This is a genomic window from Rhodococcoides kyotonense (genome assembly GCF_001645385.1).
In the GTDB taxonomy this organism is placed as follows: Bacteria; Actinomycetota; Actinomycetes; order Mycobacteriales; family Mycobacteriaceae; genus Rhodococcoides; species Rhodococcoides kyotonensis_B.
In genome coordinates this window covers 1-23,743 of the sequence record NZ_LVHI01000001.1, presented here as the reverse complement: position 1 = coordinate 23,743, position 23,743 = coordinate 1, and the positions used below count along the sequence as shown (strand labels likewise).

At 67.2% G+C, this 23,743-nt stretch carries 20 protein-coding genes and 2 pseudogenes; 13 read left to right on the top strand and 9 right to left on the bottom strand.

Annotation, left to right across the window (positions count from 1 at the left end; translation table 11 throughout):
- Positions 1–133: 133 nt before the first annotated feature.
- The 4 genes from A3K89_RS00100 to hrcA all read right to left on the bottom strand — a co-directional run bounded on the left by A3K89_RS00100 (position 134) and on the right by hrcA (position 3,940).
- Positions 134–892, bottom strand: a complete 759-nt coding sequence (locus tag A3K89_RS00100; protein ID WP_068420412.1) for an alpha/beta hydrolase — start codon at positions 890–892, stop codon at positions 134–136.
- Complete coding sequence (locus A3K89_RS00095) at positions 889–1,665, bottom strand: 16S rRNA (uracil(1498)-N(3))-methyltransferase (RefSeq protein ID WP_068420410.1); 777 nt, start codon at positions 1,663–1,665, stop codon at positions 889–891. The genes A3K89_RS00100 and A3K89_RS00095 overlap by 4 nt, the downstream gene beginning before the upstream one ends.
- 2 nt (positions 1,666–1,667) lie before the next feature.
- On the bottom strand, positions 1,668–2,822 hold the full coding sequence (gene dnaJ, locus A3K89_RS00090; protein ID WP_068420404.1) for a molecular chaperone DnaJ: 1,155 nt from the start codon (positions 2,820–2,822) through the stop codon (positions 1,668–1,670).
- Positions 2,823–2,896: 74 nt separating this feature from the next.
- The gene (gene hrcA, locus A3K89_RS00085) at positions 2,897–3,940 is read right to left on the bottom strand and encodes a heat-inducible transcriptional repressor HrcA (protein ID WP_068420403.1); all 1,044 of its coding nucleotides are present in this window, start codon (positions 3,938–3,940) and stop codon (positions 2,897–2,899) included.
- Between the two features lie 119 nt (positions 3,941–4,059).
- On the opposite strand from hrcA, the gene A3K89_RS00080 reads away from it, so the two are divergent.
- A complete protein-coding gene (locus A3K89_RS00080; protein WP_068378754.1) occupies positions 4,060–4,365 on the top strand; it encodes a type II toxin-antitoxin system VapB family antitoxin in 306 nt (101 codons plus the stop codon).
- Positions 4,366–4,369: 4 nt separating this feature from the next.
- On the opposite strand, the gene hemW is transcribed toward A3K89_RS00080, so the two are convergent.
- Positions 4,370–5,578, bottom strand: coding sequence for a radical SAM family heme chaperone HemW (gene hemW / locus A3K89_RS00075; RefSeq protein WP_068420402.1), 1,209 nt, complete (start codon positions 5,576–5,578; stop codon positions 4,370–4,372).
- Between the two features lie 377 nt (positions 5,579–5,955).
- Between hemW and A3K89_RS00070 the strand changes: the two genes are divergently transcribed.
- The 8 genes and pseudogenes from A3K89_RS00070 (at position 5,956) to A3K89_RS26215 (ending at position 13,342) form a co-directional block, all read left to right on the top strand.
- On the top strand, positions 5,956–7,689 hold the full coding sequence (locus A3K89_RS00070) for a nitrite/sulfite reductase (RefSeq protein ID WP_068420400.1): 1,734 nt from the start codon (positions 5,956–5,958) through the stop codon (positions 7,687–7,689).
- 8 nt (positions 7,690–7,697) lie between these two features.
- Entirely contained in the window at positions 7,698–8,396 is a 699-nt protein-coding gene (locus tag A3K89_RS00065; protein WP_371828775.1) for a phosphoadenylyl-sulfate reductase, read from the top strand.
- Positions 8,375–9,328: a sulfate adenylyltransferase subunit CysD gene (cysD, locus tag A3K89_RS00060; RefSeq protein WP_442978233.1), complete on the top strand. Its 954-nt coding sequence runs from the start codon at positions 8,375–8,377 to the stop codon at positions 9,326–9,328. Before A3K89_RS00065 ends, cysD begins: the two co-directional genes overlap by 22 nt.
- Positions 9,328–10,665 carry a sulfate adenylyltransferase subunit 1 gene (locus A3K89_RS00055; protein WP_068420395.1) on the top strand — a complete coding sequence of 446 codons (1,338 nt, stop codon included), beginning with the start codon at positions 9,328–9,330 and terminating at the stop codon, positions 10,663–10,665. Before cysD ends, A3K89_RS00055 begins: the two co-directional genes overlap by 1 nt.
- 1 nt (position 10,666) lies before the next feature.
- A pseudogene (locus A3K89_RS00050) lies at positions 10,667–11,383 on the top strand (sirohydrochlorin chelatase); the annotation flags it as partial.
- Between the two features lie 288 nt (positions 11,384–11,671).
- Positions 11,672–11,803 (top strand): IS110 family transposase, encoded by a 132-nt coding sequence (locus A3K89_RS26555; protein ID WP_167674211.1) that lies wholly within the window; start codon positions 11,672–11,674, stop codon positions 11,801–11,803.
- A 95-nt stretch (positions 11,804–11,898) separates the two neighbouring features.
- Positions 11,899–12,360: pseudogene (locus A3K89_RS26640) on the top strand (IS110 family transposase); the annotation flags it as partial.
- A 118-nt stretch (positions 12,361–12,478) separates the two neighbouring features.
- Entirely contained in the window at positions 12,479–13,342 is an 864-nt protein-coding gene (locus tag A3K89_RS26215) for a transposase (RefSeq protein WP_254303355.1), read from the top strand.
- 3 nt (positions 13,343–13,345) lie between these two features.
- Here the strand turns inward: A3K89_RS26215 and A3K89_RS00040 are convergent, their stop codons facing one another.
- Complete coding sequence (locus A3K89_RS00040; protein WP_068420390.1) at positions 13,346–14,245, bottom strand: ROK family protein; 900 nt, start codon at positions 14,243–14,245, stop codon at positions 13,346–13,348.
- 31 nt (positions 14,246–14,276) lie between these two features.
- Positions 14,277–15,062, bottom strand: coding sequence for a class I SAM-dependent methyltransferase (locus A3K89_RS00035; RefSeq protein WP_068420388.1), 786 nt, complete (start codon positions 15,060–15,062; stop codon positions 14,277–14,279).
- Positions 15,063–15,164: 102 nt separating this feature from the next.
- Between A3K89_RS00035 and A3K89_RS00030 the strand changes: the two genes are divergently transcribed.
- Positions 15,165–16,358, top strand: coding sequence for a glycosyltransferase family 4 protein (locus A3K89_RS00030; RefSeq protein WP_068420900.1), 1,194 nt, complete (start codon positions 15,165–15,167; stop codon positions 16,356–16,358).
- Here A3K89_RS00030 and A3K89_RS00025 read toward each other — a convergent pair.
- Positions 16,340–18,034: a hypothetical protein gene (locus A3K89_RS00025; RefSeq protein ID WP_068420386.1), complete on the bottom strand. Its 1,695-nt coding sequence runs from the start codon at positions 18,032–18,034 to the stop codon at positions 16,340–16,342. The genes A3K89_RS00030 and A3K89_RS00025 overlap by 19 nt on opposite strands.
- Positions 18,035–18,059: 25 nt before the next feature.
- On the opposite strand from A3K89_RS00025, the gene A3K89_RS00020 reads away from it, so the two are divergent.
- On the top strand, positions 18,060–19,238 hold the full coding sequence (locus tag A3K89_RS00020) for a polysaccharide biosynthesis protein (RefSeq protein WP_068420384.1): 1,179 nt from the start codon (positions 18,060–18,062) through the stop codon (positions 19,236–19,238).
- Between the two features lie 51 nt (positions 19,239–19,289).
- On the opposite strand, the gene A3K89_RS00015 is transcribed toward A3K89_RS00020, so the two are convergent.
- Positions 19,290–20,420, bottom strand: coding sequence for a DUF3068 domain-containing protein (locus tag A3K89_RS00015; protein WP_068420383.1), 1,131 nt, complete (start codon positions 20,418–20,420; stop codon positions 19,290–19,292).
- 201 nt (positions 20,421–20,621) lie between these two features.
- Between A3K89_RS00015 and A3K89_RS00010 the strand changes: the two genes are divergently transcribed.
- Entirely contained in the window at positions 20,622–21,752 is a 1,131-nt protein-coding gene (locus tag A3K89_RS00010) for an acyltransferase family protein (protein ID WP_068420382.1), read from the top strand.
- A 312-nt stretch (positions 21,753–22,064) separates the two neighbouring features.
- Positions 22,065–23,633: a transposase gene (locus A3K89_RS00005; protein ID WP_442978234.1), complete on the top strand. Its 1,569-nt coding sequence runs from the start codon at positions 22,065–22,067 to the stop codon at positions 23,631–23,633.
- Positions 23,634–23,743: the final 110 nt, after the last annotated feature.

Here is a 23,743-nt window from a genome sequence, read left to right as displayed (position 1 = left end):
TGGACCGAACCAGACGTTCGGCGGGAAGATCGCTGTGTTCACTCACGTGGTGTGTATGGCCTGCTTTCGGGTGTCGCGGACGGGGCTCGAACTGCCCACGAGTTTAACGCGCGCAGCGGGGCTCGCATTCCAATTACCCGGCGGCGGGCGCGGTCGAGGCCGCCATGGACTCGGTCCAGCACGTCGATCCCGGCCTCAGGAAGTCGAAGTGGTCCTCCCCGTCGACCACCGACAAACTCGAGTCGTCGCCGGCGTCGAGGGCCGCGGACACGTAGCGTTCGCTCTGCGACACCGGCACCTGCACGTCGCGCGAGCCATGAATGCAGTGCACCGGAACGCCGGTCGGCAGCAGGCACAACGGAGATGCCGAACGGTACAGATCGGGGTCGTTCTCGAAGCTCGTCCCGAGCAGTTCCCGCACCGCAGGGTTGATGTCACCTGCCGCAGGCCCGACGACGAAGTCGAGCACCCCTGCCTGCGCGACGACCCGCGCCGGCCTGATCGGCAACTCTCGTCGACTCGCCAGCCATGCCGCGAGGTGACCGCCCGCGGAGTGACCGAGAAGCCGAACATCGCCGGTGTCGAGTGGGATCGACGAGCGCTCCTGCACGACGTCGCCCACGGCCTGCAGTGCGTCGACGACGTCTCGGCTGACCTCCGGCCACGACCCGCCCGCACCGACGCGCCGGTACTCGATGTTCCAGGCGGCGAACCCGGCTCGCGACAATTCGACGGCGTACTGCGTGCCGAGGTTCAGCGCGTAGCGGCCGTGCCAGAACCCGCCGTGAACCACCATGACCACCGGAACCGGAACGGTCACAGGGGTTTCCGGGAGGTAGAGATGACCGAACTGTTCGGGATGGTCGCCGTAGGCGATGGTCTGCCGGATCACCGAGTGGCCTGGAAGTCGAGCGGCGTCTGCGCCCAGCGATTCGTCATGACTCCGAGCGCGCCGAGCGCGACCGCTGCAGCGGTCGACGTCCGTAACACGGTGGGCCCCAACATGACCGGGGTCGCACCGACATCGGTCAGCGCAGCGACCTCGGAATCGGTGAGACCACCTTCGGGACCGACGACGAGCAGAACTTCGGGCACCTCGCGGAACGACAGTGACGAGAAGGGAACAGACGCAGCCTCGTGCAGCACCGCGACGATTCCCCCGCGCTCGACCACGCCGCGGGCCAGGGCGACGACTGCCGAATTGGTGTGCAACGGAGCGACTTCCGGGACGAACGGACGACGCGACTGCTTCGCCGCAGCGGTCGCGACGGCCTGCCACCGGGCGACGCCCTTGTCGGCCTTCGCCCCCTCCCACTTGGCGACGCATCGTGACGACTGCCACGGCACGATGCTGTCGATCCCCGCCTCGGTCGCGAGTTCGACGGCCAATTCGGAACGGTCGGCCTTGGGCAGTGCCTGGACCACCCCGACCGACGGCGTCGGGCGGGGAACGTCGGACCGGGTTTCGACGGCCATCTCGAGGCGGTCGCGTTCGGCGGCCGTGACGACGGTCTCGGCGATGCGGCCGTGACCGTCGGACAGCAGAATGCGCTCACCGACCCGAATACGACGCACCGTGGCGGCGTGACGCCCTTCCTTGCCGTCGAGCACGGCCGTACCGCCGACGTCGGGCAGAGGATCGAGGTAGAAGACCGTCGCCGCCATCGTCAGCGACCGCTGAACGCTTCCCGCAGCCGGGAGAACAACCCGCCGCTGTGCTGTGAGCCGGTGGTGACCACCTCGGCCGCGTCACGGTCGCGGAGCGCGCGCAGGTCTTCGAGCAACTGCGTCTGCTTGTTGTCGAGCTTCGACGGCACGACGACCTCGAGGTGAGCATGCAGGTCGCCTCGGACGCCGGAACGCAGCTTCGGCATGCCGTGTCCGCGCAGGACCGCAATCGAACCGGGCTGTGTGCCCTGATCGACGACGATGTCCGTCGGGCCGTCGAGAATCGCGTCGACCGACACCTTGGTGCCGAGGGCCGCGTCGACCATGGGGACGCGAATGGTGCAGTGCAGGTCGTCGCCGTCCCGGACGAACACCTCGTGCTGCTGCTCGACGATCTCGACGTACAGGTCACCTGCCGGGCCACCACCCGGGCCGACCTCACCCTGCGAGGCCAGACGGATACGCATGCCGTTGCTGACGCCGACGGGAACCTTCACGGTGATGTCGCGGCGTGAACGAACCCGACCGTCGCCTGCGCACTTGCGGCAGGGGTCGGGAATGGTCTCGCCCGCACCGCGGCAGGTGGGGCACGGCCGCGACGTCATGACCTGACCGAGGAACGAACGCTGCACCGACTGGACCTCACCCGCGCCGCCACAGGTCTCGCACCGAACGGGCTTCGAGTCGCCGTTGGTGCCCGACCCGGTGCACAGGTCGCACAGGATCGCCGTGTCGACGGTGATGTGCTTGGTGACTCCGGTCGCGCACTCGTCGAGTGTCAACTTGGTGCGCAGCAGCGAGTCGGCTCCTGGCTGGACGCGCCCCCGCGGACCACGGCCGGCTCCCCCACCACCGCCGCCGAAGAACGCCTCGAACACGTCACCGAGTCCACCGCCGAAGCCCGCGCCGCCGAAGCCGCCACCTCCGCCGCCGCCCTGCTGCAGCGGGTCTCCGCCGAGATCGACGATCCGGCGCTTCTCCGGGTCGGACAGCACCTCGTACGCCGTCGAGATCTCCTTGAAGCGAGCCTGCGCGGCCTCGTCCGGATTGACATCGGGGTGAAGTTCGCGCGCGAGCTTGCGATACGCGCGCTTGATCTCCTGATCGGTCGCCTTCTGGCCGACCCCGAGCGTCCCGTAATAGTCCCGTGCCACGTATGTCTCTTTCGTCCTCGTCGAATTTCCGTGTGCGCCGACGTCGTCGACGCGTCATGAGTGGATGACGGCCCTCAGCGTTCCGCGAGAACCTCTCCGATGTATCTCGCAACGGCTGCAACCGATGCAATTGTTCCTGGATAGTCCATTCGTGTGGGTCCGAGCACGCCCATGCCCCCGAGCACCATGCCAGCCGAACCGTATCCGGTGGAAATCACCGAGGTACCGCGCATCTCCTCGACCTGCGTCTCCTCCCCGATGCGCACGGTCACCGTGCGCGTGTCCTGCGTCACGGCCAGCAGCTTCAGGACGACCACCTGCTCCTCGAGCGCTTCGAGCACTGCGCGCAGCGAACCGGGGAATCCCGCGTCCCCGGCGAAATCGGCGGCGTTGCGCGTCAGATTGGCGGTGCCGCCGAGAACCAGACGCTCCTCGGGATGTTCGACGAGCGATTCGATCAACACCGTCGCCGACCGAATCATGGCGTCGCGCAACGCGGGCGGCGAATTCTCGGCGAGTTCCGCGACAGCGGCCGACGCGGCCGCGAGGCGCTTGCCTTCGAGCGCGCCACCGAGCAGGTTGCGTAGCTGGGAGAGATTCTCGTCGTCGATGACGTCACCCAACTCGACGATGCGTTGGTCGACGCGACCGGAGTCGGTGATCAGAACCAGAAGAAGGCGTGCAGGCGTCAACGCGACCACTTCGAGGTGCCGCACCGACGACACCGACAGCGTCGGATACTGCACGACGGCCACCTGTCGGGTCAGCTGCGCGAGCAACCTCACACCGCGGCGCAGGACGTCGTCGAGGTCGACGCCGTTCTCGAGAAATTCGAGGATCGCGCGACGCTCGGACGTCGACAGCGGCTTGACGTCGGCGATGCGGTCGACGAACTGCCGGTACCCCTTGTCCGTCGGGACACGCCCCGAACTGGTGTGCGGCTGCGCGATGTACCCCTCGGCCTCCAGAACAGCCATGTCGTTGCGCACTGTCGCACTGGACACCCCGAGGTTGTGTCGCTCGACGAGAGCCCGCGAGCCGACGGGTTCCTGGGTGGAGACATAGTCGGCGACGATCGCGCGTAGAACCTCGAACCGCCTGTCTTCGGTGCTCGACATCGGTGCCCACCTCCATTCCACTGTTCACGTCGGAGTTCGAGTCTAGTGGCCCTACCGCCGTCGGTGACGGCAAGGCCTTACTGTGGTCGGGTGCCCCATTCGACGACGACGGATACCGAATGATCTTCAAAGGCGTTCGCGACGGCAAGCCCTACCCGGAGCACGGGTTGTCGCTGCGTGACTGGTCGAAGATCCCGCCGCGCCAGCTCAGACTCGACGAGATCGTGACGACCACGAAGGTGCTCGAACTCGATCGTCTGCTGTCCGAGGACTCCACGTTCTACGGCGACCTGTTCCCACACGCCGTGCACTACCGAGGCGTCGTGTACCTGGAAGACGGCTTGCACCGGGCCGTGCGCGCCGCGCTACGCAACCGAACCGTCCTGCACGCCCGCGTCTTCGACTACGACCTGTTGGGAGCCTGAGCCCTCACGCAGCGATGCTGCGTACGACGGCGTCGGCGAGCAGTCGGCCGCGATCGGTGAGTACGAATCGCCCATCGGCGAACGTCATCAACCCATCGGCGACGACCTGGTCCGCCGCGTGGCGTTCGTCCGCGTCGAGCACGTCGGCCGGCAGGCCCGTCCTGAGCCTGATCTTCAGCATCAGTTCTTCGAGATGCCGATCCTCGCGCGTCAACAATTCGCTGCCTGCCACCGGGAACGCGCCCGACGCCAGCTGATCCGCGTACCGCGCAGGGTGTTTGACGTTCCAGAACCGCGTACCGCCGACGTGGCTGTGCGCGCCCGGCCCGGCACCCCACCAGTCTCCGCCGTCCCAGTAGCCGACGTTGTGCTTGCACTCCGCGTCGGCGTCGCTCGCCCAGTTGGACACCTCGTACCAGCTCAGCCCCGCACCGGACAGAACGGAGTCGATCCGTTCGTAGCGGGCGGCGAGGACGTCGCCGTCGGGCATCGGCAGCTCCCCGCGACGCACCTTGCGTGCCATGGCCGTGCCGTCCTCGACGATGAGCGCGTAGGCCGAGACGTGGTCGACGCCTGCCGTCAGCACCGCGTCGAGCGAGCTGTCGAGATCCTCGGGACGCTCCCCCGGCGTGCCGTAGATGAGATCGAGGTTGACGTGGCCGAAGCCGGCCGCCTTAGCTTCCCTCGCGGCGGCCACTGCCCGGCCCGGGGTGTGCGTGCGATCGAGAACTCGAAGGACGTGCGGTGCCGCGGACTGCATTCCGAGCGAGACACGCGTGAACCCTGCCGACAGGAGCGCGTCGAAGAACTCGGGTGACGTCGACTCCGGGTTCGATTCCGTCGTCACCTCGGCCCCCGGGGTCAGACCGAAACAGGCGCGGACAGCATTCAGAACGTCGGTCAAGCCGTCGCCTCCGAGCAGCGACGGCGTCCCGCCTCCGACGAACACGGTGTCGGCCGTCGGCACGACGCCCGCCCGATCGGCGAACAGCGACGCAGCCGCCTCCAACTCCCGACGCATCGCCTCGCGCCAGGACTGCGGTGAGGCGGAAGTTCCGAGTTCCCCGGCGGTGTAGGTGTTGAAATCGCAGTAGCCGCACCGCGTCGCACAGAACGGAACATGGACGTACACACCGAACGGCCGCTGCCCGACGCCGTCGAATGCCGCGTCGGGCAGCTCGAAGGGCACGGGTGGAGCGGCAACGATGTTCACCCGTCCAGTGTTCCAGACCGAGTGCGGCACGCTTTCCGGCGCGAGGGCAACGTCTCTGCCAGCCTATTTACCGTGAATTTCGGGTAAATAGGCGTCCATGGTCGGACCTGGCCGAATGACGTGGCACAATGGTCGCCGTGACTGACACCGGGATCCGACTCGTGGCGCGCCGCCACGTCGACCTCAAGCGTGTCTGCAGCTCGTCGTGTCGATGCTGTCGAGTGTGTTGCTGAGCCCGTTGCCGGCTCCCCCTCGACCCACAGCTCGTTCCCGGTAGTTCCCCGCCACACCCCCGATCCGTCCGGACGCGTGTGCAAGTGGTGAGTCTCAGCCCCTCCCCTTGGCCGCCCGGTAGAGAAAAGATGCAGGAGCAGTAGATGTCGTCGACCACCGACGCCCCGACCGACGCGGGTTCGTCCGCCCCGGCGCGCGTAGCCCCTCGGGAACGCACGCCGCGTCCGGCCAAGCGACGGGCCGAGGGCCAGTGGGCACTCGGATACCGCGAGCCGCTCAACCCCAACGAGCAGTCCAAGAAGGACGACAACCCGCTGAACGTGCGGGCTCGCATCGAGAACATCTATTCCAAGCAGGGCTTCGACAGCATCGACAAAAGCGATCTGCGCGGCCGCTTCCGCTGGTGGGGTCTTTACACCCAGCGCGAGCAGGGATACGACGGCACCTACACCGGTGACGACAACATCGATTTGCTCGAAGCCAAGTACTTCATGATGCGCATTCGCTGCGACGCAGGCGCGTTGAACGTCGAGCAGGTGCGCACGCTCGCCGGTATCTCCAAGGAGTTCGCTCGCGACACCGCCGACCTCTCCGACCGCGAGAACGTTCAGTACCACTGGATCGAGGTCGAGAACGTCCCCGAGATCTGGCGTCGCATCGAAGCCGTCGGCCTGAAGACCACCGAGGCGTGCGGTGACTGCCCCCGCGTCGTGCTCGGGTCGCCTCTCGCAGGCGAGGCCGTCGACGAGATCCTCGATCCGACGCCTGCCATCGACCAGATCGTCGAGCGCTACATCGGTAAGCCCGAGTACTCGAACCTGCCCCGCAAGTTCAAGACGGCGATCTCCGGCCTGCAGGACGTCGTGCACGAGATCAACGACGTCGCGTTCATCGGCGTGAACCACCCCGAGCACGGCCCCGGTCTCGACCTGTGGGTCGGCGGCGGACTGTCGACCAACCCGATGCTGGCGCAGCGCGTCGGCGTCTGGGTGCCGCTCGCCGAGGTACCCGACGTCTGGGAAGGCGTCGTCTCGATCTTCCGCGACTACGGCTACCGTCGCCTCCGCACGAAGGCGCGCCTGAAGTTCCTGATCAAGGACTGGGGCATCGAGAAGTTCCGCCAGGTTCTCGAGGACGAGTACCTGCACCGCAAGCTGATCGACGGTCCCGCGCCCGAGAAGCCCGCGCGTCCGCGCGACCACGTCGGCATCCAGAAGCTCAAGAACGGGCTCAATGCCGTCGGCGTCGCACCGATCGCCGGTCGTGTCTCGGGCACCATCCTCGGCAAGGTTGCCGACGCCGCGGAGAAGGCCGGATCGGACCGCATCCGATTCACGCCGTACCAGAAGCTCATCGTGCTCGACGTCCCGGACGACAAGCTCGAAGATCTCATCGCCGATCTCGACGCACTCGGGCTGCCGGCTCGGCCGTCGCACTGGCGCAAGAACCTGATGGCGTGCAGCGGAATCGAGTTCTGCAAGCTGTCGTTCGCCGAGACGCGCAAGCGATCGCAGGTCCTCGTTCCCGACCTCGAGGCTCGGCTCGCCGACGTCAATGCCCAGCTCGACGTCCCGGTGACCATCAACATCAACGGCTGCCCCAACTCGTGCGCGCGCTCGCAGATCGCGGACATCGGCTTCAAGGGACAGCTCGTCGACGACGGCGACGGGAATCAGGTCGAGGGCTTCCAGGTTCACCTCGGTGGCAGCCTCGGCCTGGACAGCGCGTTCGGCCGAAAGCTGCGCCAGCACAAGGTGAACAGCACCGAGCTGGGCGACTACATCGAACGAGTGGTGCGGAACTTCGTCAAGCACCGCGAAGATGGCGAGCGGTTCGCGCAGTGGGCCGTGCGAGCAGACGAGGCGGATTTGCGATGAGCACGAGAATGAATCTGACGGTCGACGAGCTGAAGGCGATCGCCGAGCGCGGCGCCCGTGAACTCGACGGTGCGAGTGCCACCGAATTGATGCAGTGGACCGAGCGCGAGTTCGGCAACGACTACATCGTGGCGTCGAACATGCAGGACGCAGTGTTGGTGCACCTCGCGACTCAGGTGCATCCCGGCGTCGACGTCCTGTTCCTCGACACCGGTTACCACTTCGCGGAGACCATCGGAACCCGTGACGCCGTCGAGGCCGTCTACGGCGTCAACGTCATCGATGCACGCGCCGAACACAGTGTCGCCGAACAGGATTCGATCGAAGGCAAGGACCTCTTCGCCCGCGAGCCGAACCGCTGCTGCGCGCTGCGCAAGGTCGCGCCGCTGAAGAAGGAACTCGCGAACTACAGCGCGTGGGTCACCGGCATCCGACGCGTCGAGGCTCCCACTCGGGCGAACGCGCCGCTGATCTCCTTCGACGACGCGTTCGGCCTCGTCAAGATCAATCCCATCGCGGCCTGGTCGGACGACGACATGCAGCGGTACATCGACGAACACGGAATTCTCGTCAATCCTCTCGTCGACGAGGGGTATCCATCGATCGGGTGCCAGCCGTGCACCGTCAAGCCCGCCCCCGGCGCCGATCCGCGTAGCGGACGGTGGGCCGGTAAGGCCAAAACGGAATGTGGGTTGCACGCCTCATGACACTCAACTTCGCCACCGAGCGCCCCCAGGTCGACAGCACGCGCTTCGACACCCTCGACGCACTCGAGTCCGAGGCCATCCACATCTTCCGTGAGGTCGCGGGCGAGTTCGAACGGCCGGTCATCCTGTTCTCGGGAGGCAAGGACTCGACCGTCCTGCTGCACCTCGCGATCAAGGCGTTCTGGCCTGCGCCCCTGCCCTTCTCGCTGCTGCACGTCGACACCGGGCACAACCTGCAGGAGGTCCTCGACTTCCGCGACCACGTCGTGTCCAAGTACAACCTGCGCCTGCACGTGGCCAAGGTCGAGGACTACCTCGCCGACGGCCGCCTCACCGAGCGCCCCGACGGCATCCGCAACCCGCTGCAGACGGTGCCGCTGCTCGACGCCATCTCCGAGAACCGCTTCGACGCCGTCTTCGGCGGTGCCCGACGGGACGAGGAACGCGCCCGCGCCAAGGAACGAATCTTCTCGCTGCGCAACGCATTCGGTCAGTGGGACCCCAAGAAGCAGCGGCCGGAACTGTGGAACCTGTACAACGGCAAGCACTCCCCCGGTGAGCAGGTTCGCGTCTTCCCGCTCAGCAACTTCACCGAGCTGGACATCTGGCGCTACATTGCGCGCGAGAACGTCGAGTTGGCGAGCATCTACTACGCGCACCAGCGTCCGGTGTACCAGCGCGACGGCATGTGGATGACTCCTGGCGTGTGGGGCGGTCCCACCGAGGCCGAGGAGCTGCAGACGCTGTCCGTGCGCTACCGCACCGTCGGTGACGGGTCCACCACCGGAGCCGTCCTGTCCGACGCCGCGGACAACGAGGCGATTCTCGCCGAGGTCGCCGCCTCCCGACTCACCGAACGTGGCGCCACCCGCGGCGACGACCGCGTCTCCGAGGCGGCCATGGAAGACCGCAAGCGCGAAGGATACTTCTGATGAGCAGTGCTGCCATTTCTGGTCATTCCGCAGGCTCCACTCCCGGCTCCCAGTTACTGCGTCTCGCCACCGCAGGCAGCGTCGACGACGGAAAGTCCACCCTCGTCGGTCGGCTGCTGTACGACACGAAGTCCGTTCTCGCGGACCAGATCGACGCCGTCACACGCGCATCGGTCGACCGCGGCCTCAGCACTCCCGACCTGTCGCTTCTCGTCGACGGTCTGCGCGCCGAGCGCGAGCAGGGCATCACCATCGACGTCGCGTACCGCTACTTCGCCACGCCTGCACGATCTTTCGTTCTCGCGGACACCCCGGGCCACGTGCAGTACACCCGCAACACCGTCTCGGGCGCGTCGACGGCTCAGCTCGTCATCCTGCTCGTCGACGCGCGCAAGGGCGTCATCACGCAGACGCGTCGGCACGCGGCGGTTCTCGCCCTGCTCGGTGTGCCCAAGCTGGTGCTTGCCGTCAACAAGATCGACCTCGTCGAGGATCCGGCGACGGTGTTCGCGGACATCTCCGCCGAGTTCAACTCGCTGACCTCGTCGCTCGGCTGGGCCGCGGAGGACGTCGTCGAGATCCCGGTGTCGGCTCTGCACGGAGACAACGTCGCCGTCCGATCCACCAACACCCCCTACTACGACGGCCCGACGCTCATCGAGCACCTCGAGTCGGTTCCGGTCGACGCCGAGCCGCACCGCGTCGGACTTCGCTTCCCCGTGCAGTACGTGATCCGTCCTCGCACAGCCGAATTCCCGGACTACCGCGGCTACGCGGGCCAGGTCGCCGCAGGTACCGTCGCCCCCGGTGACGAGGTCGTCGTCCTGCCGTCCGGCACCCGGACCACGGTCGAGCGCATCGACACCGCCGATGGCGAACTCGATTCCGCAAGCGCCGGACGCAGCGTCACGCTGATCCTCGCCGACGACGTCGACGTGTCCCGAGGAGACTCCATCGTCTCGCCGCAGGACGCTCCCGAGCCCATCGGCGAGTTCGACGCCACCGTGTGCTGGCTGGCCGAGAAGCCCCTTCGCCCTGGTGCACGCCTGCTGCTCAAGCACGGAACCCGGACGACGCAGGCCATCGTCGGCGCACTGGTCGAGAAGTTCGACGAGCAGAACCTGACGGCCGACCCGTCTCCGGAAACGCTGGAGCTCAACGACATCGGGCGCATCTCGGTGCGCGTCGCCGAGCCCATCGTGGCCGACGACTACGCCGTCAACCGGCACACCGGCAGCTTCCTGCTGATCGATCCTGCCGGAGGCAACACCCTCGCAGCCGGTCTCGTCGGCGACGCGCTGTCGGCAGTCGAACTGGGAGAACCGGTTCCGTCCTGACATGGGTGTGTTGATCGCCGTCGCCCACGGTAGCCGCGACCCTCGTTCGTCGCGGACCGTGGGCGCAGTGGTCGACCGCGTTCGCGTGCGTCGGCCCGACCTCGACGTCAGGGTCGCATATCTGGATCTGACCGAACCCAGCGTCGAAGATGTCATCGACGAGGTCGCCGCCGACGGGCACGAATCCGCTGCTTTCGTTCCGTTGTTGCTCGGCAACGCTTTTCATGCCCGGGTCGATCTGCCCGGAATTCTGGATGCCGCGCGACGACGGCATCCGTCCCTCTCGCTGGTGCAGGCCGAGGTTCTCGGCGACGACAGTCGCCTCGTCGATGCGCTGCGTGCCCGCATTCTCGGCGTCGGCGTGGACATGGACGACCCGACGATCGGCGTCGCGGTCGCCGCAGTCGGATCGTCCAGGGAGGCGGCGAACCGGCGCACCCGCGCACTGGCAGCGCGTGTGTCCGCCGGAACGGGATGGGCAGGCGCGGTGACGTGCTTCGCGACGAACCGCAATCCCGGTCCCACCGAAGCGATCTCGCACCTGACGGCAGCCGGGGCGCGTCGTATCGTCATCGCCCCGTGGTTCATCGCCCCCGGGCTGCTCACCGACCGAGTGCGCGACGAGGTCGACGCACTCGACATCGACATCACCCACGCCGACGTTCTCGGCGACCACCCCTTCGTCGCCGATGTCGTGTCGGCACGGTACGACGCGGCGGTGGGCGGCTCCACCACCCGTGCGCGCGAATGCGTAGCGGGCTGTACATTCCCGCGCAGTGATACTGGAATGGTTCGTCGATGCAGTGGTTTGACTCGTTTCCGCGCTGACGCCGATGGCTGTCTTTCCCGTGATGTGTCGGCTGCTGCATCGATGGACACCTGAAGCACACGCGACCGGTGGGGCGGAGTGACTTGATAGGAGCCTGACCAAAGAGTCCCGTCACTGTGTTGTCCGCCGTCCCGGCCGGTGCGTGGTCACCTCGTGAAGGGATAACCAGTGTCCAGCATGACCGAAAACCCACCCGATGTCAGCCTGACCGTGTTCGCCGGTGTCGACACCCACAAAGACACCCACCACGCCGCGATCATCGACCATCGATGGACACCTGAAGCACACGCGACCGGTGGGGCGGAGTGACTTGATAGGAGCCTGACCAAAGAGTCCCGTCACTGTGTTGTCCGCCGTCCCGGCCGGTGCGTGGTCACCTCGTGAAGGGATAACCAGTGTCCAGCATGACCGAAAAYCCACCCGATGTCAGCCTGACCGTGTTCGCCGGTGTCGACACCCACAAAGACACCCACCACGCCGCGATCATCGACCACCTCGGCCGCGGCATCGGCGACCGCGAATTCCCCGCCACCGCCGCCGGCTACCGCGCYCTRCTGGCATGGGTTCGCGGCGCCGGTGTCGTCGCTCGAATCGGTGTCGAAGGCACCGGTAGTTACGGATCAGCGCTGACTGCAGTCCTGCAGGAGGCAGGCATCGAGGTCGTCGACGTCGACCGCACCGACCGGCAGTCACGCCGATTTCAGGGCAAGTCCGATTCCCTCGACGCCTACAGCGCCGCTCGCCTGGCAGCGGCGGGKATCGCACGCACCGTCCCGAAAGCACACGACGGGGACGTCGAAGCAATTCGATTCCTGCACAACGCTCGTCGCACCGCAGTCAAATCCCGCGCCGAGGCGATCACCGCATTGAAGTCGGCGGTGGTCAACCGTCCCGAAAGCACACGACGGGGACGTCGAAGCAATTCGATTCCTGCACAACGCTCGTCGCACCGCAGTCAAATCCCGCGCCGAGGCGATCACCGCATTGAAGTCGGCGGTGGTCAACGCGCCCGAGCCGATCCGAGAGCAGCTGCGCGGTCTCTCGACGAAGGCCTTGGTCGAGGCCTGCGCAGGACTGCGACCAGGCACGGTCGAACCCGGCGTACTGGCGGCGGCAGTCAAAACCGCGTTGCGGTCACTGGCCCGCCGCATCCGCATGCTCGACCACGAGATCGCCGCCCTCGAAGCCGACCTGCACCCACTCGTCGACGACGCCGCCGCCGACCTCATCGCCCGTTTCGGAGTGGGCTACGAGGCGGCAGTCAAAACCGCGTTGCGGTCACTGGCCCGCCGCATCCGCATGCTCGACCACGAGATCGCCGCCCTCGAAGCCGACCTGCACCCACTCGTCGACGACGCCGCCGCCGACCTCATCGCCCGTTTCGGAGTGGGCTACGAGACCGCAGCGCAACTGCTGATCACCGTCGGCGACAACCCCGACCGGATCTCGAACGAGGCCGCGTTCGCCAGTCTCTGTGGTGTCGCCCCGATCCCTGCATCCTCCGGTAAAACCAGCCGGCACCGACTCAACCGGGGCGGAAACCGGCAAGCCAACCGGGCACTGCACATCATCGTTTTGGCCCGCCTCAAACGCGACCCCCGAACCCGCGCCTACCGCGACAAACGACTCGCCCAAGGCAAAAGCAAACGCGACATCATCCGCTGCCTCAAAGCCAACCGGGCACTGCACATCATCGTTTTGGCCCGCCTCAAACGCGACCCCCGAACCCGCGCCTACCGCGACAAACGACTCGCCCAAGGCAAAAGCAAACGCGACATCATCCGCTGCCTCAAACGAGCCGTCGCCCGCGAAATGTTCCAGCTACTCACACAGAAAATCAGCAGTTGACACTCATAGGAGCATCACGGGTGGCGCAGCCGCCAGAACCGCCGCGCCCGTCAGCGTCCCGGCCCCGCCGAGTTTCGCGGGCACGATGGCGAGGTCGTCGAGGAAGCGCAGTCGCGCGTGCAGTGCCGCCGACTCCTTGATCGGATCCCACAGCGGTGGCCCGGCCTGCGCGAATCCGCCCCCGATGACGACGAGGTTCACGTCCACCAGCGCCACCGCCGACGCGATGGCCTGCCCCAAGGCGACGCCCGCGCGCTGCAGCGTCGTGATCGCGACGACGTCACCGTCCCCCGCGGACCTGGCCAGCTCGGCGCCCGTCGAGCCTTCCCATCCCTGTTCCTGAGCCCAGCGCACCGCGGACGGCCCGCTGGACACCGTTTCGACGCAGCCGAGGCCGCCGCACGTGCACGGCGTCGTCGAACCGGGGACGACGATGTGGCCGATGTGGCCCGCATTTCCGCTGCGTCCGTGCACGATCTCACCGCCGAGAACAAGGCCGCCGCCGATCCCGGTGGACACGACGATGCTCAACACGTCGTCGACGCCTTGCGCAGCGCCGAACTTGTGCTCGCCGAGCGCGGCGCATCCGCCGTCCATGGCGACCGTCACCGACGCGTCGGGAAACTGCTTTTCTACCGCTTCGCCGAGGCCGAAGCCGTCCTTCCATTCCGGGATGTTGATCGGTGCGACGGATCCGGCGACGGTGTCGACAGGCCCGGAACACGCGATTCCGACGCGGTCGATGTCGCTGCCGACGGCTACCGCGTCGAGCAGCTCGGAACAGGCCTTCCAGACGTCCGTCCGGGGCGTCGGAACTTCCAGTGCTTCGCCGGGGCGCCCGTCCTCGGCGACGACCGCCGCGGTCATCTTCGTTCCTCCGATGTCCAATGCCAGCGCAGTCATCGTTCCACGGTACCGGTGCCCGCGCTCGGTTCTAGGAAGCCCGCAGGACCACGACGAGATTGCTCGCGAGTAGCTCCCGAACGAACGGGATGTCGATGAGCCACCAGGCCCACCGCGGATGGTAGCGAGGGAATGCCGCGAGTAGATCACCGTTGGAAGTGCTTCGCGCCCAACGTAATCCGTCGGCGGCACCGATGTCGAACAGGGATTCTCCGAAGAGGTTCTTCGGGTCGCGGCCGTGCTTTCGGCGGTAGCGTTCGGCGGCGTATCGACCGCCGACGTAGTGCCACGGCCGGGTCTCGTGACCGCCGAACGGGCTGAGCCAGAGCGTGTACGACAGCACCATAAGGCCACCGGGTTTGGTGACGCGGAGCATCTCCTCGGCCATCGTCCACGGTTCACGCACATGTTCGGCAACGTTCGACGAGAAACAGATGTCGACGCTGTCGTTGCGGAACGGCAGTGCCATCCCGGAACCGCGCACGCTGCCGTGCACCTGCAGTCCTGCGGCGTGCATCTCGGAGGGGTCCGGTTCGACCGGGAGGTACCGGGCGCCGCTGTCGAGGAACACCTGGGCGAAGTAGCCGGGGCCACCACCGACATCCACGACGACGCGGTCGCGCAGCTCGTCACCGGTCAGGCCGCGGTAGAGGTCGCCGATCAGCTCGACGGAGTCGCGGGCGAGTGCGCCGTAGAAGATGTCGGGAGCGGTCTGTTCGTGGCCGAAGTCCTTCAGCAGGCTCACCGATCGACGCAGTGTCGCGCGTTTCGCGAAGTAACGGGTGACCCCGGACCTGCGGCTCCTGAAGTACGACACGAGCAGAAAGAGTATGTGAAGCTGACGCGTCGAGCTTCGCTGGGCCGGACGAACCGCTAGGGTGTTTCGAGTTCGTGTTTCGTGGCCGTAATGGGGGAAGCTGTGCAAGAGGTGCTGCTGCTCTGCTGGCGAGATACCGGCCACCCGCAAGGTGGGGGCAGCGAGCGCTACCTCGAGCAGGTAGGCGCGGGTCTGGCGCGAGGCGGAGTTCGAGTGACGCTGCGGACGGCGTCGTACCCGGGGGCTCCCGCCGAGGAGATGGTCGACGGCATCCGCATCAGTCGCGGGGGTGGTCGTCTCAGCGTGTACCCGCGGGCTCTGGCTGCCATCGTCGCTGGTCGGCTCGGGTTCGGGCCTCTGCGCGGAATCCGGCCCGACGCCGTCGTCGACACCCAGAACGGCATTCCCTTCTTCTCGCGCCTCGCCGCGGCCGCCCCGGTGACGTTGCTGGTGCATCACTGCCATCGCGAGCAGTGGCCGGTAGCGGGTCCGCTGATGGCCAAGCTCGGCTGGTGGCTCGAGAGTGTCGTGTCGCCGCGGGTGCATCGACGCAATCAATATTTGACGGTGTCGCTGCCGTCGGCCGACGAGCTGGTTGCCCTCGGGGTCGATCGTGACCGCATCGCCGTCGTTCGCAACGGCGTCGACGCGCTTCCGCCCGAGGCCCCCGAGGACGTTCGATCCGCTCATCCGTCGCTGTCCGTGCTGTCGCGTCTGGTGCCGCACAAGCAGATCGAGGACGCGCTCGCCGCCGTCGCCGCCCTGCGGCCGCGTGTTCCGGACCTACATCTCGACGTCATCGGCGGCGGTTGGTGGGAAGACAACCTGCGGCAGCGCGCCACCGAACTCGGCATCGACGACGCAGTCACCTTCCACGGCCACGTCGACGAGGCTCGCAAACACGAACTCCTCGGGCAGTCGTGGGTGCATGTGATGCCGTCGCGCAAGGAGGGGTGGGGTCTCGCCGTCGTCGAAGCGGCTCAGCACGGTGTTCCGACGGTGGGATACCGCAGCTCGAAGGGCCTCACGGACTCCATCATCGACGGCGTGACGGGTTTGCTCGTCGGCTCCGACGAGGCCGAGCGTGACGTTCCTGCGTTGACCGATGCCGTGGCCGATCTTCTGCTCGACGCCGACCTGCGTGCCGATCTCGGTGAGAAGGCACGCGTCCGCGCGCGGGAGTTCTCGTGGGAACAATGCGCGCACGGCGTGCGCAACGTTCTCGAGGCGTCGACGACGGGTGCGCACGTGTCCGGGCTGGTGTCGCCCGGGCCGGCTCAGGTTTTGCGTCTGTAGACCGCGACGCTCACCCCGCCGACGAGCAGCGCGATCCACACCAGATGTGCCGCGCCGACCAACCAGTTGGCCGACGATCGAGCTCTCTCCCGTGCGTCCGGAACGCGGTACAACGCCAATTCGTCGTCCGAGTAGACGTTCTCGAGCTGGTCCAGCGTGCGCTGCGAGTCGCCGAGCTGCCCGGGCGTCGTACGTTCCACCAACACCCACGCGACACCGAGTTCTCGCACTCGTTCGACGTCGCCGCCGGCCACCAGCACGGACTCGACGCCTTCCGCGCGTGATCCTTCACCGCGGACCGTGCCGCCCGCGACGATCAGTTCGCCGGTCTGCAGCACGTCGAGCGGCAGCATGCGCGGCGCCGGATCCAGCACGGGCGCGTCGCCGCTGTACGGGAAGATACGGAACATGCCCGCGGGGAGGACGGCGACGTCGCCCGCTTCGTTCTCGAGTCGTTCGGCGACGGTGGTCCACGACGACGGATAGCGAACCGGCTCGACCTGCCCGGCGACGCCCCACACCAGGTCGGGCAGCGCGACGACGACGGCCAGCATCGCGGCGACCGCAGGCAGCCATCGATTGCGCAGTCGCACACCGACCCAGACGACCCCGGCCGCGGCCGCGAGGGCGTAGAACGGCATCGCCAACGCGACCCACTTCTGGGCGTCGCGCAGCAGTCCCGCGCCGGGGACGTTCGAGACAGCCCATTCGCCGACGCGCAGGCCTGGGCCGGTCGCGCCCAGCGTGGGGCCCAGAACTGCGACAGCCGCAACGACACCCAGCGCGAGCACGTACGGGTTGCGTCGACGCCGCCACAGCGGTGCGAGACCCAGCGCGACGACTGCCAGCAGCAACACCGTTCCGAACAGCGCGAACACGGACGTGCGAGTCGGCGGGACGGCGTCGGAGTTCCAGATGCCGCCCAGTCCGGCGAGACTGCCGATCGTGCCGAGGCCCGGTTCGGCGCGGGCTGCGAATGCTGCGACTCCGGCCGGGTCGCTGCCCTCGGTTCCACCTCCGGACACGACGGTCGCGACGAGCCACGGCAGCGAGGCCGCGACGGCCAGCACGAGCGTCACGACGGTTCGGCGGGCGCGATGCACGCCGCCTGGAGTCGCCGCGAGCACGATCGCGACCGACGCCGCGAGCAGCGCGCCCGTCGGCGTCAGTCCTGCAGCGGCGAGACAGGCTGCCAGCGAGGCCCAGCGGCCGCGTCGGCGAAGGGTCAGGGCGGCACAGACAGTCCACGGCACTGCGGCGTAGCCGACGAGCAGCGACCAATGCCCCTGCAGTAGGCGCTCGGCCACGTACGGGTTCCAGATGGCGACGGTCGACGCCGTCAGCAACGCGGGCGTCGACGCGAAGGGAAGCAGCGCCCGCACCATCTGCGCTGCACCCCACCCGGCCAGCCACAGCGCGAGCAGCAGCACGGTCTTGACGACGATTCCGCCGTCGACGACGGCCGACAGCGTCGCCACGAACGCGTCCTGCGGCACCGATCGGGCGGCAGCGTCGGTCGTGCCGAGAGCGGCGTCGGTCAGGTACGAGCGAGGGGTGCTGACCGCGTCGCGCATCAGCAGGTAGCCCGAGCCGAGAAGGGGCCCGACGACGGCGAGCGCGAGGATCAGGCTGAACGCTGCCGGTGCGGCCGTCCGGCCGCGCTGCGTCCACGCCACTCACGGGACCCTATACCGTGTCCCCATGCCGTCCCGCACCGTCAGCACCTCGGCGGTCGCCGGGATGTCGATGGTCACGGCCGGGTCGATGGCGGCCAACGCCGCGTCGTACCTGCTTCACCTGCCTGCCAGCCGTTTCCTCGGCCTCGCCGGCTACGCCGAGTTCGCAAGCCTGCTCGCCGCGCAGTTGGTTCTCGCGGTGCCTGCGCTCGCGCTGCAGTCCGTCGTCGCGCGTGATGTCGTGCGGGGGCGGAACAGCGGTGAGCTGCGGTCGCTCGGATATCGGTCCGCTGCCGTCGTCGCGGTCCTGGCGTTGGTCGCGTCGCCGGTCGTCGCCTGGGCGCTGCAGACGGGCGTGCTGGCGACGGTGTCGGCGTTGGTCGTCGCGCCCGTGCTGGTCGTGTTGGCGACGGAACAGGGGTTGCTGCAAGGTTCTGCGCGTTTCGGGACGTTGAGCATCGTGTTGGCTGCCGCGGGTCTCGGCAAGGTCGTGCCCGCGGTCGTCGTACTGGCGTTCGGAGGTGGGCCGGGCATCGTCCTGGCGGCCAGTGCGGCCGGAACGTCGATCGTGGCCGTCGGCGCTCGGCTTGCGACTCGAACGACGACTGGGCCGTCGACATCCCGGCTCAGTGTCGTCGAGGTGCTCGCCGCATCTCAGGTGCAACTGGCGTTGATCCTGCTGTCCTCGGTCGATCTCGTGCTCGTGAAGGCGTTGCTCGACGACGATCAGGCCGGTCTCTACGCACTCGGTGCGGTCGCGACGAAGGCCGCGTTCTGGCTGCCTCAAGCCGTCGGCGTCGTGCTGTATCCGAGAATGGCGAACCCGAAGCAGTCCGCGTCGGCGCTTCGATCCGCGCTTGCGGTCGTCGCCGGAATCGGGGCCGTGCTGGTCGTGGGGTGTGCCGTCGCGTCGCCTCTGTTGCCGCTCCTCGTCGGCGACGCGTATGCACCGGTCAAGGGGTACGTGTGGATCTTCGCGCTGCAGGGAGCGTGCCTCGCGGTGTTGCAGAGCGGATTGCTGTGGGCTATCGCGGGCAACAGAACTCGCCTGGCGGCCGTCGCCTGGGTCGGCCTCGTCGTCGAGGTGGTGCTTCTGGCGACGGTGGCGTCGACGGTGGTCCAGTTCGTCACCGTGGCGGCGTCCGTCGCTGCGGTCTGTGCGGCGGTGATGAGTGCGGTCGCGATAGGCGCGTCGCGCCCGTGAGTGGGAATGTATAGCGGGCTGTACATTCCCACTCACGGGTGACGAAGTCGCCTACTCCTTCGACAGATTCGTACGGGGGATTTCCTCGGTCCGGTCCGTCGTCCAGTCGCGGCCGACGGGCTCGGTGCGCGGGGCGTAGCCGCCGTCGTCGGTGCGCTGCGGTCCGCCGGTGCGTGCAGGCTGACGCGGGCCGCGGCCGCCGCGCAGGCCGAGCAGGATGCCTGCGATCAGTGAGATGACTCCGAGAATGCCCGCGATGATCGGGAGCGTGCGGCCGAACAGCGACAGCTTGTCCTGACCGTCCTTGGCTTGCTGGATCTGGTACTCGACGGTGTTCTCGTCGAACGCGATCGGGGCGTTCAGGACGTCGACCTCGGGCTGGCCCGCGGTGCGCGAGTAGTACTGGTGGACCTGCTCTTCGCCCTTGACGATGACGCCGGTCTCCGGCTCGACCCACACCGTGCGCGTGTTCTCGTACCAGCGCGTCATCGTGACCGGAGCCTCGCCGCCCTCGACGCCCCACGTCGCGGCAGGCAGCGTGACCTTGTTGGTCGGGGTGTTGACGACCGTCGACAGATCGACCGGTCCGACGTCCTGCTGGTACTTGTAGACCTTGGTGCCGTTGATCTCGGTCTCTTCGACGAAATCGATGTCCTTCGACGCGCGAGCGTTGATGTCGAAGAACGGGTAGCTCTTCTGCTCGGCGTTGAACGGGAACTTGTACTGAAGGCCCGTGTGCTGCACTTCCTCGGCAGGCTTGTCACCCTGCACCTGGATGCTGCCGATCGGATCGTCGACGGGCATCGAGCTGACGCGGTCGACGGTGACGCGGTCGACGGTCGCGGTCAGCAGGCCGGTGTCGCCCTGCTTGTCACTGCGGCGCAACGTCTGTCCGGCCTGCAGCGTCATGTCCGTTGCGCCCGACGGCTCCTCGACGGTGACGAAACGCTGCGACACGAGCGGAACGTTCTGGTCGACCTGTGCGCGACCCGCGGTGAGCGATGCGGCGTTGAGCACGCTGCCCGTTCCGGTCGACACCGTCGTGACCTCGAGGTCCAGTGGCGTCTTCTCGAGGCGCGACACCGTGTAGGTCGGTATCAGAATCGCGGCGATCACGAGGAATGCACCCAGGCCAACGAGAACGAGGGCAACAATCCGGCTCGGCCCTGAGCGCTCCGCCATGTGACAGTCTCCTTAGTCTTATTTCCCGGCGTGCCGCTGCTTCCACCCCCGTCAGCTCGGGTAACGCCCGCGTCCCCGACCTGGAGTGTCCGATTGGTATCGCCACGTCGCAGGTGACAGTAACAGTGATCACGCGTCGCAGTCGCGGGCACGCCCGATCATGGTCAACTTTCACGAACGTAAGTGCTTGACTGGTCGACGATGAGTACACCGACTGTCTCCGTTCCGCGCGAAGTCGTTCCGTTGCGCGGGTTCATCCCCTCGCTGGAGGGGATGCGCGCCTTCGCGTCCATCGGGATCATCGTCACGCACGTCGCGTTCCAGACCGGTGCCGCGAACTCGGCCGTCCTGGGCCGCATCTGGGGACGATTCGATCTCGCCGTCGCGTTGTTCTTCGCGCTGTCGGGCTTTCTGCTGTGGCGGCCGCATGCGGCTCACGCACGGGGCCTCGGCCAGGCCCAACCCATCCTGCGGTACTTCTGGTCGAGGGCGGTCCGCATTCTGCCCGCGTACTGGGTCGTCGTGACGCTGGTGCTGTTGTTCCTGCCGAACACGGGAAGCAGTTGGCGGGTGTGGGCGGCGAATCTGTCTCTGACACAGGTGTTCGTGCCGTTGACGCTCACCGAGGGCATGACTCAGATGTGGAGTCTGTCGGTCGAGGTGGCGTTCTACCTGGTGCTGCCGCTCATCGCCGTGTCGATGCTCGGACTGCGTGGTGATCGAGCACGATTCCGACGGCCGGTGCTGTTCGTCGTCGCTCTCGCGAGTCTGAGTTGGGCGTTCATCCCGGTGTCGACGCCCGACGCCATCCACCACGACAACTGGCTACCCGGCTACTTCGCCTGGTTCGCGGCGGGCATGCTGCTGGCCGAGTATTCGACGAGTTCCAGGACGTGGATGCATCGCGTCATGGGGCACAGGGTGTTTGCCGCGTCCATCGCGGTGGTGGCGTTCGCCCTGTCGGCGACGCCTCTCGCCGGGCCGGAAGGATTGGTGCGTCCCGAGCCGTGGCAGTTCGCGGTCAAGGTGACGCTGGGCGCGATCCTCGCGTTCGCGATGTTGTCGCCGCTCGTCCTTGCCGACGAAGGTCGGAAGCACCGCGTGCTGGAACATCCGGTGACGCTCGCGCTCGGCCGTTGGTCCTACGGCATCTTCATCTGGCATCTCGTCGTGCTGGCGATGGTCTTCCCGGTGTTCGGTCTCATCCCGTTCTCCGGCCATTTCCTGTTGGTGTTGGTCGTGACCGTCGGCCTGTCGATTCCGGTCGCCGCGGCGAGCTACGCCTTGATCGAGGAGCCGGCGAGGCGGGCGCTGCGCACCCGTGCGCGGTAAGTCGGTCCATGGAGCCTGTTGCTTAATTGAGGGTGTTTCGCTYGAGTGGTGGTGGGCCTGGTTTGGGATGATGGCGGGGTGGCGCGTGACTATCGACCTTCCGGTCTCGATCAGGGGTTTTTGATTCCACCCGATATCCGGGACTGGCTCGATGACGATCATGTGGCGTGGCTGGTGATCGACGCGGTCGCGNGGGTGGCGCGTGACTATCGACCTTCCGGTCTCGATCAGGGGTTTTTGATTCCACCCGATATCCGGGACTGGCTCGATGACGATCATGTGGCGTGGCTGGTGATCGACGCGGTCGCGGCGATGGACACCTCGGTGTTCCATCGCCGCCGGCCGGGCCGGCGGACCGCGACTTCGCAAGCGGGTCGGCGTGGTTACAACCCCGATCGGTTGTTGGCGTTGTTGATTTACGCCTACGCGGTCGSGGAACGCTCCTCGCGGCGAATCGAAAAACTGTGTTGGACCGACGTCGCGTTCCGGGTGTTGTGCGGCAACGACATTCCCGATCACACYGTCATCGCCCGGTTCCGCCAGCAACACGACACCGGGTTCGAGAACCTGTTCACCCAGGTGTTGGTGCTGTGCCAGAGAGCAGGGATGGGCCAGTTCGGTGAACTCGCTCTCGACGGCACGAAGATCGAGGCGAACGCCTCCAAGGACGCGACCCGGTCGGAGGCGACGCTGCGAAAGATGGCACGCGGATGCATCGACGACAGCTACCGCGTCGACCGCGAGGAAGAAACCGCAGCCAAACGCGGCCACGACGACTCGATGCCGCCGTCGCTGCGCTCGCGTGAAGCCCGGGCAGCGACGATCGGCAAAGCTGTCGCCGAACTCGACGCCCGCAAAGCCGCCGACCTCGAAGCGCAGCGGGCAGCTGATCCCGGCGGCAAAGACGACATCAGCAGAGCAGACGAGCGCGTGGCTGACGCCGAAGCCAGATATGAGGATGCCGTGGCCGTGCATCGACACACGAGCGAACGGTGGCAGGCGAAGGTCGAYGCCGGAGACGTTCGTCCTGGCCCGATGCGAGTGAAGAATGCCGCCGGCCGGCTCGAACGCGCCCGCGACACCGCAGCGGCGGTGCGGACACCGAAGTCCGARGGTGGCCGCGGGAAGGACTATCGCRTCAACATYACCGACCCGGAGTCGGCGTTGATGAAGACTCGSGGCGGGTTCGTGCAGGGCTTCAACGCGCAGCTGGTCGTGTCGAGTGACTATCTGATCATTGCCGCGGAGGCGTCGGCGGACCCGTCGGACATGTCCTCCTACGTTCCGATGATCGCCGGCGCGCAGGACAACATCGCCACGCTCTGGGGGCCGGATGCGACAGTGGGCACCGTGCTGGCCGACGCCGGCTACTGTTCGGTGGCGAATCTGACCTCGACGGGGCCAGATCGATTGATCGCCACCGATTCTCGCCGCAATCGGGCACGCAGTGAACCGGAGAACGCGAACACCGATCTCACCGAATACGCCTCCCCGGTGATCGCCGCGATGCGCACGACATTAGCCACCGACGACGGTGCACGCCGCTACTTACGCCGGGGTGCGCTGGTCGAGCCGGTCAACGCTCACCTCAAAGACCGCCGCGGGTTGCGTCGATTCGCGCGCCGCGGTTTNTACGCCTCCCCGGTGATCGCCGCGATGCGCACGACATTAGCCACCGACGACGGTGCACGCCGCTACTTACGCCGGGGTGCGCTGGTCGAGCCGGTCAACGCTCACCTCAAAGACCGCCGCGGGTTGCGTCGATTCGCGCGCCGCGGTTTRGCGGCTGTGAACGCCGAACTCAAACTCGCCGCCGCGACAACCAACCTGCTCCGACTGTTCACCAGCCAGCCAATCACCCGAGGCGCACTGGCTGCCTGACACGGCAGGGGCCGGTGGCCGACGACATCCACCACCAGCCACCGGCCACCGGCCACCAGAAAACACGGGCCACCAGCCGCCCGCCCGCACACCAATTAAGCAACAGGCTC